Source organism: Bordetella sp. N (assembly GCF_001433395.1).
In the GTDB taxonomy this organism is placed as follows: Bacteria; Pseudomonadota; Gammaproteobacteria; order Burkholderiales; family Burkholderiaceae_B; genus Bordetella_C.
Genome location: NZ_CP013111.1, coordinates 3,507,588 through 3,523,113, shown reverse-complemented (window position 1 = coordinate 3,523,113; position 15,526 = coordinate 3,507,588). Strand labels below are relative to the sequence as shown.

Sequence of the window (15,526 nt, the reverse complement as noted above, 5' to 3'; positions counted from 1 at the left end):
GGTTAACTGCCGATTTTTTGAAGTTGGCGCTTGCAGTGAGGTGTTGAAGCAGAGGTAGTGCGCTTTGATCATGTGTGCGCGAGTTGAAAGTCCGTGTTCCTGTCTCATTGCGCCTGCGGCAATTGCGGGAAATGGAGCGTTGGAAATATCGCCTGACCTTCCGTTGTGGCGAACCGGAGTAACGCGAATCGAAGCGCGCGTTCCAAACCTAAATACGTGGGCGCATTGGCAAGAGTTTTGGCGAAGTCTCTGCTTGAAACTACAGGCCGGCCCATTTGAATGTCCCCTGTTGAATTGCCGCTCGGTGCGATCCATTGGCCGAAATGGATGCCCGTGTGAACGAACTGGCTCCGTAGATCATAGGCGGCAGCGATATTTCGCTCAAATTTGTCAATTGTGAAGGTAGCGAATGGATGTGCTGAATCTGAACATTCGAAGAATTCAGGCGTCACTAGCGCAGTGAACATCTTTACGAACCTTCGCTTTATCTGGCCTAGTCTTTTTTTGAGGGATCGTGCCATCGCCTCGCCATCTGGAACTCTTGATGCTATAGCGTTCAGAGTGGTTTTCATCGAATCGTCAAGTAGATCGTCGATGTCCCACTGAAAATAGCTCGCCAAAATTTCGCCCGCTGTGATCAGGTGAAGATAGGCAACTTCGGGGTCGGCTTCCGCTGAGCGCAGTGATCGGCAGTAGAAAGAACATGCACTTTCAAATATTCGCTCGAAGTGCTCATTCTCGCCACTATGAGTGAGGAACGTCAGAATGCGGGCGGACTCCTCAAGATTGAGCTCGACCGGCAGGTTGGAACGAGCTTCATGAGAGTTGTACGGAAGCTCACTGTCGCAAGGCGACGCAAATACGGTTGTGTCTGGCACTAAAAAAAAGCCGTTGCTTTCGATTGCGCCATGACTGTCGAACCTTTTCCCATAGAGAACGCTAAGCAGTGATGCAGTTATCTCCGCAGTTCGAGTGTAGTCAGGCAGAACGAATCCAGGCGCCTTGGTAAGGGGCGGGCTCTCAAAGCACAATACGAACGCACTTCGTGAGAGCGGCCCCTGTCTCCTTCTCGCAGCACTGGCTCTATCTTGAGGGCTAGGCCAAGCGTGGGTTAGCAGAAGGCTGGGTTGTCTATGCTCACCGATCAGACGGCTCGTGCTTGACAGCAAGAACTTGTGAACGGTGTCTAGCGGACGCAATAGACCATCATTTTTCTTGGCAGTGTCCGTCATATGTTGCTTAGCGAGAAGCCGATGGGCCGATATGAAATTGTCGGAGATTCTGCCCATGCCGTCGATGGCCCTCGCCGGAGGCCAGCAACATAGCAGACAATCAGCGTGTTTGCTTCCGTCACGCCCAGTATCGAGCGCGGTAGCGAATAGAACTGTCTCCGTCAAGAATCGCTCCCACATCCTGCCCACATAAATACCTGGTTGGCGGCGAAAGCTGGCGCATTGCAGTGGAGTATTTCTGGCTGAAAGTTCGGAGAAATCAAAGGCTTATCAACTCATGGTGGATCGGGGTGGACAGACCTATGGCGGACACTCCTTCCGCCATACGCTATGCAAAAACAACCACCCTCGGGTGGTTGTCTGCCTTCACATCAGCTATTGCATCGCGCCGCTCAGCGGCGAGGCTTGTCCTTGGCGTCCTTGCCCAGGTCTTGGGCCTGCCGGCGCGGATCTTCTCCGCTGAAGCCGCCATAGCTGCTCTGGCCGGGGTCGGCGCTACGGCTCTGGATTTTCTCGTCGGCCTTTTTCTGATGCGCGCCGGTGCCAGCCGACGGCTTCTGGTCTTGCTTGCGTTGCTCTTCAGTCATCGAGATCTCCCTCAGAAGTGAATGGCGACCATTCGACCGCAAGTGCCATACCCCGGTCGGGCTCATATTCAATCGCCGAGACCACGCTTGCCAAGTTGTTGAACCGCGCAATGATGGGCTGGTTCTTCGGCCAGGTCTTCGCCACGCCCGATGATAAACAAGACCTTCGTCTGGAACTGGTCAACGCGCAGTTGGGCGGCCAGTTGCTTCCGTGCGTCAGCGGGGATAGTTGTACGCGCTGAGTGTCCATATCTCGCAGGACTGAGCTTGCTTTATGCGCATCCAGGGCATGTCAGGTGCTATGAGTCGCTGCGGATTACTCGCAACGCCGAGCACTCAATCGTGGAGATGAGCATGAAAGCACTGGTTTACGAAGGACCCAGGAAAGTCAGCGTGAAGGATATGCCCGATGCCAAGATCGAGCGTCCCAATGACGTGCTGGTCAAAATCACCACCACCAATATTTGCGGTTCGGACCTTCATATGTACGAGGGCCGCACGAATATGGAAACGGGCCGCATCCTCGGTCACGAGAACCTTGGCGTGGTCATTGAAGTGGGCAAGGGTGTCGAACGGATCAAGGTGGGCGACCGCGTCTGCCTGCCGTTCAATATCGGCTGCGGCTTCTGCAAGAACTGCGAGCGCGGGCTGACGGGATTTTGTCTTACCGCCAATCCCGGTATGGCCGGTGCGGCTTATGGCTTCGCGGGCATGGGGCCATACAGCGGCGGTCAGGCGGAATTGCTGCGCGTGCCTTTCGGGGATTTCAATTGCCTGGTCCTGCCGCCTGACGCGGAGGAAAAGGAAAACGACTACGTCATGCTGTCCGACATATTCCCCACCGGTTATCACGCCACCGAGCTTGCGGGAGTGTTGCCCGGCGAGAGTGTCGTCATCTACGGCGCGGGTCCCGTGGGTCTGATGGCGGCGCTTTCTGCTCAAGTGAAAGGGGCGGGGAAGATCATGGTGGTCGATACGCACCCCGACCGTTTGAAGCTGGCTGAGCAGTTGGGTGCCATTCCTGTCGATGACAGTGACGGCAACTCGGCGGATCAAATTCTGGAGCTGACGGGAGGCGAGGGCGCTGACCGGGGCTGCGAATGCGTCGGTTACCAGTGCAGCTGCCAGGGGCATGAGGTCCCGAACCTGACCATGAATAATCTGATCAAGGCAGTGCGTCCAACCGGCGGCATCGGCGTCGTCGGCGTGTTCGTCGCGGAAGATCCCAAGGCCGAGGATAAGCTCGCCAAGAAAGGACAACTGGCGCTGGATTTCGGCCAGCTATGGATGAAGGGCCAGAAGATTGCCACGGGGCAGGCGAACGTGAAAGCCTATAACCGCCGCCTGGCGAACTTGATCAGTCTTGGCAAGGCCGAGCCATCGCAAATCATCTCGCATGAATTGGCCCTGGATAAAGCCCCCGAAGCTTATGAGAATTTCGACAAGCGGGTCGATGGATGGACCAAGGTGATACTGAAGCCTGGTAGCTGAATTTCTTATTCTTGCTCTTCCGTAATGACGGCGCCCAATACGCGAGCTGTGCTTATCGGCAACGTTGCGACGATACCGACTCAAGCTGGCAGGCACGGTATCGGCTTACGATAAAATCGCTCAGCCTCGTTCCGGGGTCCGTTCTTCACGGAGTTTCGTTTGACCGTCATTTCGAGCAAAGACCGCGCCGCCGAGTTGGCGCGGGCACAAGCCCGCATCCTCGAACTTGCGATGGGTGGTACCGGGCTGCATCAAACGCTCGAAGCAATCACGCTTGCCGTGGAAGATCTGTCGGAAACCAAGGTTCTCGCATCGATTCTTATCCTCGACGAAGACGGGCTGCGTCTCAGGCACGGCGCCGCGCCGAGCCTGCCGCAAAGCTACAACGAAGCGATCGATGGCATCAGCGTCGGGCCAGGCGTTGGTTCGTGTGGCACCGTTGCGTTCAGTGGCGAGCCGGTCTATGTCTCGGATATCGCGACCCACCCTTTGTGGGCCGACTATCGTGATATCGCCCTTTCATATGGACTGCGAGCGTGCTGGTCGACGCCGGTAAGGTCGAGTGCGGGCAAGCTGCTCGGCACCTTCGCGCTTTATTATCAGAACCCGCGCCAACCGGGCGACAACGACATCGAGCTGATCAATTTCGTTGCCCGCTCCGCCGGATTGGTCATCGAGCGTAGACAAGCCGAAGAGGCGCTGCGCATCGCGAACGAGCGCCAGATCGCCAAGGTGGAAGCAGACCTTGCCGCGTCGCGCGACCTGGTGCGCGAACTGGAACTCAGCCGGGTTGAACTGAAGCAGGCCAAGGATCGCTTCCAGACGATCGTGGAAACCATCGACGCGGCCTTCGCCATCGTGCAGGTGGAGTATGACCAGAACGACAAGCCCATCAACTATCGCTTCGTCGAGATCAATCCCGCCTTCGAGCGGCAGGCGGGCGTAGACCTGCGCGGAAAACGGGTCACCGAGTTCGCTCCCCATCTGGAGCAGTTCTGGTTCGATACCTATGGCCATGTCGCCAGCACTGGCGAACCGGCCAACTTCGAGAGTTATGCGGAGGCGTTCAAGCGCTGGTTCGATGTTCGCGCCGTGCGGGTCGGCGATCCCAAGGATCGTCAGATTGCCATCTTGTTCAACGATGTCACCGCGCGTCGCGAAGCGCAGGACCGGCTCCGTGTCAGCGAAGCAAATGCACGCGAGAATGCGGAGCGCGTGCAACTTGCCCTGGCCGCCGGCGCGATCATCGGCACGTGGCACTGGGACCTGCCCAGCGATCAATTCACGGTCGATGAAGGGTTCGCCAATGCGTTCGGGCTCGATCCGGCCCTTGGCCGCAAGGGGATTCCCCTGGCGCAAATCGTCAAGACAGTTCACCCAGACGATCAGGCAGGCCTGGCCGAGGCCATCCGTGATGTCGTCAAGCGTGGCGGACCGTATGCTTACCAATACAGAGTCCGTCGTGCGAATGGCCGCTATTACTGGATCGAAGCCAACGGTCATGTCGATCATGGGCCGGACGGAACACCGCTGAGTTTTCCTGGCGTGGTCATCGATGTCGAAGAGCGCCGCAGTATTGAAGCGGAGCGGGATCGCGCGATTGCCGCATTGCGTACTCTCAATGATTCGCTGGAGCAGCGTGTGGCGGAGCGCACCGCGGAATTGATGCGCGCGGAAGAAGCGCTGCGGCAGGCTCAGAAAATGGAGGCGGTGGGCCAGCTTACCGGCGGCATCGCGCACGACTTCAACAATATGTTGACCGGCGTCATCGGCGGGCTCAATCTGGTTCAGCGCCACATCGCGCTTGGCCGCATGGACCGCGTCGATCGTTATATCGAGATGGCGAACACTTCCGCGCAGCGGGCCGCCGCGCTGACGTCGCGTCTGCTCGCGTTCGGCCGCCGCCAGTCGCTCGACCTCAAGTCCACGGACGTGAACATGCTGGTCGCCGGCATGGAGGATCTTCTGTATCGGACCCTGGGCGAACAGGTCGCGCTAGAAGTGCATCTGGATCCTGGGCTGTGGTCAGCCTATACCGACGGGAATCAGCTGGAGAGCGCGCTGCTCAACTTGAGTATCAATGCGCGCGATGCGATGCCGGCGGGCGGCAAGCTGATTATCGAAACGAGCAACACGCAGCTCGATCAGCGGTATGTTCGCGACTATGCCGATTTGCAGCCGGGCGACTACGTGGTTCTGTCGGTGACGGATACGGGTACCGGCATGTCGGCGAGCACCGTCGAGAAGGCCTTTGAGCCTTTCTTCACGACCAAGCCCCTGGGGCAGGGCACGGGGCTGGGCCTGTCGATGATTTATGGTTTTGCCCGGCAGTCCGGTGGGCATGTGCGGATCTACAGCGAGCTTGGAACGGGCACGACAGTCAAACTCTTCTTGCCACGACGTAATGGCATGCTGGATGTGGCGGAGATTCCTGATGGCGAGGTGACGCCGCTGGGGGCCGGTGAAATGGTCATGGTCGTCGAGGATGACGCGTCTGTCCGGATGATCGTCACTGAAGTATTGGACGAGCTTGGCTACGGCGTGATCGAGGCGGTGGACGCCCTGGCCGCGATTCCCATCCTTGAATCGAATAAACGAATCGACCTGCTGGTGACCGACGTTGGTCTGCCAGGAATGAACGGCCGCCAACTCGCGGAAATCGCGCGCCAGTCGCGGCCGGGGCTGAAGATCCTGTTCATCACCGGCTATGCGGAAAACGCGGCCGTGCGTGCGGGCTTCCTTGATTCCGGCATGGAAATGATGACCAAGCCGTTCGCCATCGAAGCGCTCGCGGCGAAGTTGCGCGACATGCTGGGCGCTCAAGCGATCTCGCAGTAGCTCTTGGCGACGATCTGCCAGCGGCCATCGAATTTGATGAAGCTGAGATAGTCGGTATACGTGGTGGGAGGCAGCATGCACCTCACTTTGACCATGGCGTTGGCTTCGCCAACACGGTCGATCAGCAGGATGGCGTCATCCCGTGACGCCTTGCTTGCCGCCGGCGCGGGTCGCGCCGCGACGCGCTTGAACCACTCGGGAACGGGGAGCGCCACCAGTTTCCCCTCCTTGGGAATGAAGAGCGTGGCGCCTTCGTGGAAGACTTGCGCGAGCTTCTCAACACTGCCTTCGTACAGGCCATCGAAATAAAGTTGGACGGCGGCTTCGATTTTCGAAATTTCAGTAATCATAGGATCTCATTGAGTTAGTTCGCGTGCCCGCATGAACTCCGCGGTGGCTTGATCGCCGCGGGCGGCCGATTTTGCGAGGGCGTTGATCACGCCCTGGCGGTCGGCCGGGGACTTGTCCTGGTTGAACTTGAACTTGCCTTGCAAGTCGTCGATAGGGATGCGCACCGCGACGATGGCTTTCAGGCGCGAGGCCGTCAGCGTGGCCGGCATTTCGGGGAAACGCCAATTTCCCCCCAGCGGTTCGTCGTACTGCTTCACCGTGCGGTTGAGAACGGCGAGCACGTCTTCCGGGTCTTCCATACAGTGCGGCACGCCGCGGGCATGGATCGCCGCATAGTTCCACGTCGGGAAGGTCAACTGGTTCTCGTACCAGCTGGGTGAAATGTATGCGTGCGGCCCCTGGAAGATCACCAACGCCGGCGCGCCAGCCTGCAAATCGGCGAGCTGCGGGTTCGCTCTGGCCAGATGGGTGGTCAAGGTCCCCTTCGGGCCTGCGTCGGATTCCAGCAGGAAGGGCAGATGAGTCGCCTGGCTGCCGGCGCTGCCGTGAGTGACGAGCGTGGCGAAGCTCCATTGCCGCATGCACGCATGCAGCTCGTCCCGATCGTGATTCTCGTAGGGTTTGGGTGTGTACATCTGAGCCAACGTGAAGATAGGAGTTCAGTAACCGCGATGGGAATCCACCACGTTTCTTAGCGCTTCGCCTTGCTGCAAACGGCGTATGTTTTCAGCCACTTGCTGGACCACGGCATGGGGCGATGCCATCGTCGCCATATGCGGAGTCACCACCACGTCAGGCCTGTCCCAAAGAGGACTTTGAACATTCAGCGGCTCTTCGGGAAACACGTCGAGAACGGCGCCGCGCAGTCTGCCTGCTTCGAGCGCCGCGAGCAGGTCATCGACGACCAGATGCTCACCACGGCCGCAGCCCACGAGCGCTGCCCCGGTGGGTAGTTGCGCGAACAACCCGCTGTTCAAGATGCCGCGGGTGTCTTCGGTCAAGGGCAGCAGGTTGACCAGGATCTCCGTGTCGGAAAGGAACTCCGGCAAGGACGCCGGCCCTGCATGGGTCCGCACACCGTCGATGACATGGGCACTGCGTGCCCAGCCGCTGACGCGATAACCCTGGCGCTGCAGCACTCCCGCCACCGTCCTGCCCAGGCTGCCCAGGCCCATGATGCCAACATGGCAATCGGCGGGATGGCGCAGCGCGGGCCGGATCCAGCTGCGGCTTTTCTGTTGGCGCAGCGCCAGATCGAAAGCGCGATGGAAGTACAGCACCGCCCACGACACATACTCGACCATGCCGCGCGTCATGTCGTCGTCCACCACCCGGCAAACCGGCAGCCTGGCGGCGGCCGCGCCGGGAAGAATGTTGTCGACGCCGGCGGCAATACTGTGCACGAGTCGAAGGCGGGTCATTCTCTGGTACAGGCCGGGTGGCGTGTTCCAGCACACCGCCACCTCGGCGTCCAGGCAGGCGGGATCGGGCCAGACCGAATACCGGAGCGACGGGACGGCCTGCTGCAACAGCGGGCCAAGGTATTCCAGCTTGGAGGTCTGGCTAAGCAATGCGATGTGCGTCATCTGCCTCAATCCGTCTTGATATTGGCGGTACTGATGATGTGCGCATTGCGCTTGAGCTCCCGCTGCACCTGATCCCGAAACACGCTCGCGTCCGAATAGCGGGCGTCGAAACCGGCCGCGGCAAGCGCTTCACGCGTGGCCGGGTCGTTCATCATGTCCTGGATACCCTTGGACAGGCGTTCGACGACCTTCGGCGGTGTGCCCTTGGGCGCCACGATGCCGAACCAGGTTTCGAAGTTGAAATCCGCCACGCCTTCTTCCTGGACCGTTGGAATCTGCGGCAGCTGGGTGGCCCGTTGCATGCCAAGGACTGCGATGGGCTTGACCTTGCCGCCGCGAATCTGCGGGATGGCCGCGACCATGGTCTCGATGGTCAGGGGAATCTGGTTGCCGATGAGGTCCGTCATCGCCGGCGCGCTGCCCTTGTAAGGCACGTGCAGCAGGCGCGCGCCGGTTTTCTGGGCCAGGGATTCGCCGGCGATATGCGGCAGCGATCCCGTTCCGAAGGAACCGAAGTTCAAGCCTTCGGACTTGGACTTGGCAACGATGTCCTTGACCGTCGCCAGACCTGTCGTCGGATTGGTAAGGATGACGAGCTGCGTGCCGCCGGCAATTCCCAGGTACTCGAAACTCGTCTGCGGGTCATACCCCAGGTTCTTGTAAAGCAGGGGATTGACCGTGTATGACGAGCTGCCCATCAGCAGGATGGTGTAGCCATCGGGCTGCGCACGCGCCGTGTAGGCGGCGCCGATCGCACCGTTGGCGCCGGGCTTGTTTTCGACGACAACGGCCTGGCCCAGGCGGGCGCCCAGGTGCGTGGCCATCAGGCGAGCCAGCACATCGGTCGATCCGCCGGGGGGAAACGGGGCGACCAGGGTGACGGGTCGGGTCGGATAGTCTTGCGCGTAAGCGGTCGCGGCGCCAAGAATGGCCATTGCAGCGGCCGCAATTCTGATGATGGACTTCATACGTGGATCCTAGGCAGGGGTTATGGAAGCAAAGATCGGCGATTCATATGTGTCTCAACAGGGGCGGTCTGCGCCGTCCGCAGGGAACTGCTTGCTCGAAAGCATGGGCGAATTCGAGTAATGCTCTTTCCTGGCGGTAGCGGCCGACGATCTGCAGGCCTACCGGCAGGCCGTCGTCGGTGAAACCGCAAGGCACCGAGATGGCGGGATGGCCCGTCAAGGACAGGTAGTAGCCCGAACGCATCCAGTCGATGTAGTTCGCCATCGGCGTATTGCCGATGGCTTCTACGGTTTCCCACTCGACAGGGAAGGGCGCCACCTGGCTGACTGGCCCGACCAGGAAGTCATGGGACTGCATGAATACGTTCATGCGTTGGAACAGCGCCGCGCGGACCTTTTCCGCCAGGGCCACGTCGCGGCCGCTGGCGTCGCGGCCGACGCCGATGTTCCACCGGATATGGGCCTTGAAGGCTTCCGGCTGACTTGCTTCAAGCTCGCCGTAGGCCAGCTCGAAGGCGACGCCGCGCAGGGTCTGGAACGCTTCATCGGCCAGTGAGAAGTCGGGGCACGCCTCCATGACTTCCACCCCCATGCTTTGCAATACGGGCGCCTGCGCGTTGATTACCCGCAGCACGGCGTCGTCCGTGGGCAAGCCACCCCACGTCGGCGCGAAAGCCACCCGCAGGCCGGCGGTACTGCTTTCGAGCGAACCGAGGAAGCGGGCCGGGTCCTGCTCGATGGACAAGGGATCGCGCGCATCCGGACCCGCCATCGCGGCAAGCATCAAGGCGACGTCCGCCACGGTCCGGCCCATCGGACCCACGACCGTCAACGCATTGGAAGGGTTGAGCGAGGGCCACTGCGGCACCCGGCCAGGTGAAGGCCGCAGCCCCACGACGTTGCAGAAGGAGGCGGGATTGCGCAGGGAGCCGCCCATATCGCTGCCGTCCGCCAGTGCCGTCATGCCGCAGGCCAGCGCGGCCGCCGCGCCGCCGCTACTTCCTCCAGCGGATTTGCTCAGGTCATAGGGATTGCGCGTGGCGCCGAACAGCGTGTTGTACGTGTGCGAGCCCGCGCAAAATTCCGGGATGTTGCTCTTGCCCATGGTGATGGCGCCAGCCGCCTGCTCGCGCTGTACCAGCAGGCTGCTCAATGCCGGAATGTGGTCGCGGTATAGCGGCGAGCCCTGGGTGGTGCGCATGCCCTGGGTCAGAAAGCAGTCTTTGTGGACGACAGGCAGGCCGTGCAGCAGCCCCAGAGGGTCGCCATGCGCCTGGCGCTCGTCAGCAGCTGCGGCATTCCGCAATGCCGTTTCAAGGTCCAGCGTTACCAACGCATTGACCTGGGGGTTGCAATGGCTGATGCGGTCGATGTGCGCGGCCATCAGTTCTCGGGCGCTAAGGTGGCCAGCCTGGATTTCCTGCCGGAGTGCCGTTGCCGGCCGATCGCAAAGTTCAGTGTGCATTTGGGCTAAGTATTGACATACGATACAAACTATCGTATAGTAATTCTACCGATGGGCGTGTTGCGCCAGCAATGGAGGAAAACCCGTGAGCGATGTCATGAACGAAGACGCGAGCGGCGACGGCGCGGAGAAGAAAGACGCGCTATATGTGGCCGCCGTCGAACGCGCCATGCGCGTGTTGGAAGCCTTCGCCAGCAAGCCTGGCGACCTTGGCCTGACCGAACTGGCTGACATGACCGGCCTGGGCAAGAGCGCCGCCCAGCGCTTCGTCTATACCTGGGAAAAGTTGGGCTACCTTGTGCGCGAGCCGGCATCACGGCGCCTGCGCCTGACGTCCAAGGCGGTCGAACTCGGTCATTCGTATTTGAAGGGCGATCCATTGATCGCACAGGTCGCGCCGCATCTTGCGACGCTGCGCGACCAGTTCGGCCTGGCCGTCAACCTGAGTGTGCGGCGGGGTGACGACATGGTCTACCTGCTGCGTCTGCCCAGTCATGAGCTGACCCTGGCGGAAATGCTTCCGGGCCGGCGTCTGCCGGCTTGGTCCAACGCGAGTGGCCGCATGTTGTTGACCACTTCATCGGACGATGAGCTGCGTGCGATTTTCAAGCGTCAGCCACCGCTGGCTTTCACGCCGCGCACCACGACTGATCTGGAAACGCTGCTGGCGCAAATTGCGCGGGCGCGTACCAACGGCTATGTGATCACGGAGCACCAGGTTCATATGCACCAGATCGCGGTCGCCATTCTGGCTACCGTGTCCTCGGGCGCGCAAGTGGCGATCGGCGTCGCCACGTCGATGGGTGACTACTCGACGAAGCGGGTGGAGGCGGAGCTGGTTCCCGCGTTGTTCAAGACGGCTGCAGCCTTGCACGCTGCGTGATTGGGGGTGTGGGTGTGGGTGTGGCTTTGGCTGTGCCTGTGGCTTTGGCTCGGCAAGGCACGGCATGTCGCCGTTGCCGGTGACGAGTGCCTATGAGGCCGTCGTGCCCACGTGTCCTAGTCCCAAGCGGACGAGATAGTCTTCGAGTTCGCTCACGTCCTGCGCGGCGATGATCGCGCCGATGTAGCCGTCTGGCCGCACCAGCGTCCATTCACCGTCTCTGGGCGCGTAGGCCGCGCGGAAATGTCCGGCGTCATCGCGCAATTCGTCGGTCTCACCGATCCGGTGTATGCGCAGACCCGCGCGCGGCGCTATGTCCGCGCTGTGGCTCCCGAAACCCAGCAAGGTCCAATGCGGCCCACGGAACAGGTCGAACAAACGCCGCGGCTGCCCGGCGGCGCCGATCAAGCGCGCGTCCGGCGCGCGATCGCCGGCGTGTACACCGGCCGAACGCGCCGGGTGCTCCAGCGCCAACGCGCTTGCGGGATAGCCGATATCGAGTTGCTGCACCTCGCGTCCGCGCCGCATCTGTCCGGCTTTGGCCTCGTCCAGCAGGCGCGTGGACAGTCCCAGCATCTGCGCTGCGACGGGGCGCCGTTCCGCCTCGTAGGTGTCCAGCAGTTCGTCCGCTGCGCCGCCGGCTATCGCGGCGAGTTTCCAACCGAGGTTGTACGCATCCTGCACGCTGGTATTCAGCCCCTGACCACCGGTGGGCGGGTGGATATGCCCCGCGTCGCCGACGAGCAGGGCGCGGCCCACACGGTAGCGGTCGGCCAGGCGCGCGTTCATCTCGTAGGCCGAGGCCCAATGGACGGTGTGCACCTGGATGTCATCGCGGCCCGTACGCGCGCGGACCAGCGCGGCCAGCCCGGCCGCGGAGAGGTCAACGTCGATATCAGGGGGAATGGGCGCCTGTACCTGGAACAAGTCGGTGCCCGCCAGTGGGCAGATCGCCAACTGGCGCTTTGGGTCACCGTCCTGGAAGCGGTGCCATGCGTCGCGGTCCAGGCCGGTCAGCACCACGTCGGCCACCACCGCCCGTACACCCAGCGTCTTGCCGGGGAAGTCGATGCCGAGGCACTTGCGCACGAAACTGCGGCCGCCGTCCGCGCCCACCAGGTAGCGCGTGCACAGCACCTCATCACCCTGCGGGCCGCGCAGTTGCACCGTGACACCCGCGTCGTCCTGCTCGAAAGCGACCAGCTCGCAGCCGAAGTCCACGTGGGCACCCAGTTCGGCGAGCCGTTCGCGCAGGATGCGTTCGGTGAGGAACTGCGGCAGCATCAGCGGTTGCTGGAAGGGCTCCGCGGGTGTGCCGGGCGCGGTTGCCATCATGGGCGAGTCGACGGAACTGCCGTCTGCTGCGTGGACGCGCTGCGGCGGGTAGGAGCCGCCGGTCGCCACCAGGCGATCGAGCACGCCCAGGTCCTCGAACACCTCCAAGGTGCGCGGCTGGATACCCTTGCCGCGCGAACCCTGGAAGGGGCTAGGCTGCTTTTCGATGATGCGGGCGCGAATACCGCGTCTTGCAAGGTCGATCGCGAGCGTGAGACCCGCCGCGCCGGCGCCGCAGATCAGGACATCAGGGGAAGTGGTCGAGGTCATCACGGCTCCTATTGAGTGTATGATGCACATAATTGAGAGCATGCTATGACAAAACCGAAAAGAGTGCAAGATACACATATATCGCGCCGGGACCTAAGGTCGCTGCACGACGCGATGATCCGCATCGCTGTCGTGCTGAACCGTCCTCAGAACGACGAGGCGATGGTGCGCGCGGCGGGCATCACGCTGGATCGCGCGCTCTTTCCGCTGTTGGTGCGGATCGAGCGTAAAGGCCCCATCGGCGTGGGCGAACTCGCCGACGGCGTCGGCCGCGACTACACCACCGTCAGTCGTCAGGTAAGCAAGCTGGAAAGTCTGGGCTTGACGCAGAGCGAGCCGGGTGCCATCGACCGCCGCGTGCGGCACGTGACGGTGACCGCCAAGGGCAAAGCCATGACCGACGCGATCGATGCCGCGCGCGAGCGCATGGGCCGGGCGATCTTCCAGGATTGGGAAGAGGACGATGTGAAGTCGCTCATCCAGCTCATGGGCAGATTCGCGGACGGTCTTGAAGGCGTCAACCAGGACGAGACCGAGTAGCACGGCTGACTCGGATGCACGGAAAACGGGCTGCTTCGCAGCCCGTTCACATTCTGTACGCATGATCTCCGTTGGTCATGTCACATCGCGCCGTTTCCTTAACACCTGGCAGGTAGTTGCGCCGGGCCTTGCGCGTTCCCGCCCCTGCTGACGACGCACGCGCGCCTGCCGCAATGCGGCAACGACGAATTGCTGAGTGCCCATCCCTCAGGCATCCTGCGCATGGCAGCGGGGGGCGTGGGTACGCGCGAGGACATTCTGCTCACGCAAACCCGTCGTCTAGCGCGGCACGCAACGTCTGATGCAAAGAGATGCGTGTTCGCAGCGTAGCGTCGAGGGCGCCACCACTGCGATATCTCGATGTGCACTCGGAAAAATTTGGCGGAGCTTATATGGTCTTTTGACGCTCTTGAGACGTGCGTATGGTCGTTCCTGGCCAATGCGGATGGCCCGGAATTATTAAAAAAAGATGCAGCTTGGAGACTGGTATGGAAAGCGTGGAAAGCACACAAGTGGTAGCCGGGGCGTCAGTCCTGGGCAGGGTTGTGGACAAGGATGGTGATACGGCGCGGTCGGGCTGGTGGACACTCATGTCCTGGCGTATCGGCATCATTCCGGTTCCGCTGTTCGTGATGATGGTGGTGGTGCTGACGGTGCTGTATGCCTTGCGCAAGGTGCCGGGGGATATCGTGACGGCCATCATGTTGTTGCCCGTTGGCGGCTTCGCGTGCGCGGAGCTCGGCAAGCGCACGCCTTTCGTGCGCAAGTTCGGCGGGGCATCGATCTTCGCCACCTTCATTCCTTCAGCGCTGGTGTACTACGGCGTGCTGCCGAATGAATTCACCAACGCTGTCACCAGCTGGACGAAGCAGAGCAATTTTCTCTATCTGTGTATCGCCACCATCATCGTCGGCAGCATTCTGGGGATGAACCGGCGCGTGTTGATACAGGGCTTTCTGCGCGTGGTGGTGCCGCTGGGTATCGGATCGGTGTGCGCGGCCATCGTCGGGACGTTGGTGGGAACGCTGCTGGGCATAGGCGCGTGGAAGACTTTCTTCTTCATCGTGGTTCCCATCATGGCGGGTGGCGTGGGCGAGGGGGCGATTCCGCTGTCGATCGGCTATGCCGCGGTACTGGGCCATGAGCAGGGACTGTTGTTCGCACAGGTGTTGCCGGCGGTGATGTTGGGCAGCCTGAGCGCCATCTTGATGTCGGGCTTGCTGGACTCGGTGGGCAAGCGTTATCCGTCGCTGACCGGAAACGGCAAGCTGGTGAAGCTGGAGGCTGGTGCGCCCATCTCAGGTGAGTCCGTCGTCATGACACAAGCCAGCGCATCGGGCCCAATCGAGGTGGCGACGGTAGGCGTAGCGACGATGCTGGCCGTATGCCTGTACATGGTCGGATATGTCGTCCAGCAGCTATACCACTTTCCCGCGCCGGTGCTGATGCTGCTGTTCGCCGTGCTTCTGAAAGTGGGCAGGTTGTTGCCGCCGGACATGGAGAATGGCGCGTATCGGGTCTATCGATTTTTCGCGACCTGCGTGAACTATCCGCTGTTGTTCGCGGTGGGTGTCGCGCTGACCCCGTGGCAGGAGCTTATCGGCGCCTTCACCGTGCCCAACCTGATCACCATCGCGGCCACCGTCGCCACGTTGATGGCCAGCGGTTTCGTGACGGCGCGATGGCTGAACATGTATCCCGTGGAAGCAGCGGTGGTCAACGCCTGCCATAGCGGCCAGGGCAGCACGGGCGATCTGGCGATATTGACGGCGGCCAACCGCCTGGAACTGATGCCCTTCGCGCAGGTGGCGACGCGCATCGGCGGAGCAATCACCGTCACCCTGGCCTTGATCGCGCTGCGCTGGTGGTCGTAGGGGTTTTCTCGCACGCTCGCAGAACCATCTCAGGATTTACCGCAGTTCGGTCATAGGGAGAACGCCGATCAGATTCCTTCGTGGAATCTGATCGGCGCCGATTATT

Annotated in this window: 13 protein-coding genes; 5 read left to right on the top strand and 8 right to left on the bottom strand. The window is 61.5% G+C overall.

The features are described 5' to 3' along the window. Positions 1-104 precede the first annotated feature (104 nt). Both ASB57_RS31105 and ASB57_RS14975 read right to left on the bottom strand, forming a co-directional pair. Positions 105-878 (bottom strand): HEPN domain-containing protein, encoded by a 774-nt coding sequence (locus ASB57_RS31105; protein ID WP_156414174.1) that lies wholly within the window; start codon positions 876-878, stop codon positions 105-107. 746 nt (positions 879-1,624) lie between these two features. Beyond that, positions 1,625-1,819: a hypothetical protein gene (locus tag ASB57_RS14975; RefSeq protein WP_057652947.1), complete on the bottom strand. Its 195-nt coding sequence runs from the start codon at positions 1,817-1,819 to the stop codon at positions 1,625-1,627. Between the two features lie 354 nt (positions 1,820-2,173). On the opposite strand from ASB57_RS14975, the gene ASB57_RS14970 reads away from it, so the two are divergent. Further along, positions 2,174-3,310, top strand: coding sequence for a glutathione-independent formaldehyde dehydrogenase (locus ASB57_RS14970; RefSeq protein WP_057652946.1), 1,137 nt, complete (start codon positions 2,174-2,176; stop codon positions 3,308-3,310). A gap of 159 nt (positions 3,311-3,469) precedes the next feature. Next, positions 3,470-6,148: a GAF domain-containing protein gene (locus tag ASB57_RS14965; protein WP_197424720.1), complete on the top strand. Its 2,679-nt coding sequence runs from the start codon at positions 3,470-3,472 to the stop codon at positions 6,146-6,148. Here the strand turns inward: ASB57_RS14965 and ASB57_RS14960 are convergent. From ASB57_RS14960 to ASB57_RS14940, 5 genes are read right to left on the bottom strand one after another with little or no spacing between them, the layout of a single operon-like run. Further along, positions 6,130-6,498, bottom strand: coding sequence for a nuclear transport factor 2 family protein (locus ASB57_RS14960; RefSeq protein WP_057652945.1), 369 nt, complete (start codon positions 6,496-6,498; stop codon positions 6,130-6,132). The two genes, ASB57_RS14965 and ASB57_RS14960, sit on opposite strands and share 19 nt — an antisense overlap. Positions 6,499-6,504: 6 nt before the next feature. Further along, positions 6,505-7,134 carry an FMN-binding negative transcriptional regulator gene (locus ASB57_RS14955; protein WP_057652944.1) on the bottom strand — a complete coding sequence of 210 codons (630 nt, stop codon included), beginning with the start codon at positions 7,132-7,134 and terminating at the stop codon, positions 6,505-6,507. Between the two features lie 24 nt (positions 7,135-7,158). Then, positions 7,159-8,085 (bottom strand): glyoxylate/hydroxypyruvate reductase A, encoded by a 927-nt coding sequence (locus ASB57_RS14950; RefSeq protein WP_057652943.1) that lies wholly within the window; start codon positions 8,083-8,085, stop codon positions 7,159-7,161. A gap of 5 nt (positions 8,086-8,090) precedes the next feature. Then, on the bottom strand, positions 8,091-9,053 hold the full coding sequence (locus ASB57_RS14945) for a tripartite tricarboxylate transporter substrate binding protein (protein WP_057652942.1): 963 nt from the start codon (positions 9,051-9,053) through the stop codon (positions 8,091-8,093). A gap of 43 nt (positions 9,054-9,096) precedes the next feature. Continuing rightward, entirely contained in the window at positions 9,097-10,518 is a 1,422-nt protein-coding gene (locus ASB57_RS14940) for an amidase (protein WP_057652941.1), read from the bottom strand. A gap of 85 nt (positions 10,519-10,603) precedes the next feature. On the opposite strand from ASB57_RS14940, the gene ASB57_RS14935 reads away from it, so the two are divergent. After that, on the top strand, positions 10,604-11,401 hold the full coding sequence (locus ASB57_RS14935) for an IclR family transcriptional regulator (RefSeq protein WP_369822694.1): 798 nt from the start codon (positions 10,604-10,606) through the stop codon (positions 11,399-11,401). Between the two features lie 90 nt (positions 11,402-11,491). Here ASB57_RS14935 and ASB57_RS14930 read toward each other — a convergent pair whose 3' ends face one another. After that, positions 11,492-13,006 carry an FAD-dependent oxidoreductase gene (locus tag ASB57_RS14930; protein WP_057652940.1) on the bottom strand — a complete coding sequence of 505 codons (1,515 nt, stop codon included), beginning with the start codon at positions 13,004-13,006 and terminating at the stop codon, positions 11,492-11,494. 114 nt (positions 13,007-13,120) lie between these two features. Between ASB57_RS14930 and ASB57_RS14925 the strand changes: the two genes are divergently transcribed. Both ASB57_RS14925 and ASB57_RS14920 read left to right on the top strand, forming a co-directional pair. Further along, positions 13,121-13,546 (top strand): MarR family winged helix-turn-helix transcriptional regulator, encoded by a 426-nt coding sequence (locus ASB57_RS14925; protein ID WP_231755148.1) that lies wholly within the window; start codon positions 13,121-13,123, stop codon positions 13,544-13,546. Between the two features lie 590 nt (positions 13,547-14,136). Then, positions 14,137-15,420, top strand: coding sequence for a 2-hydroxycarboxylate transporter family protein (locus tag ASB57_RS14920; protein ID WP_231755147.1), 1,284 nt, complete (start codon positions 14,137-14,139; stop codon positions 15,418-15,420). The last annotated feature ends 106 nt before the right edge of the window (positions 15,421-15,526 follow it).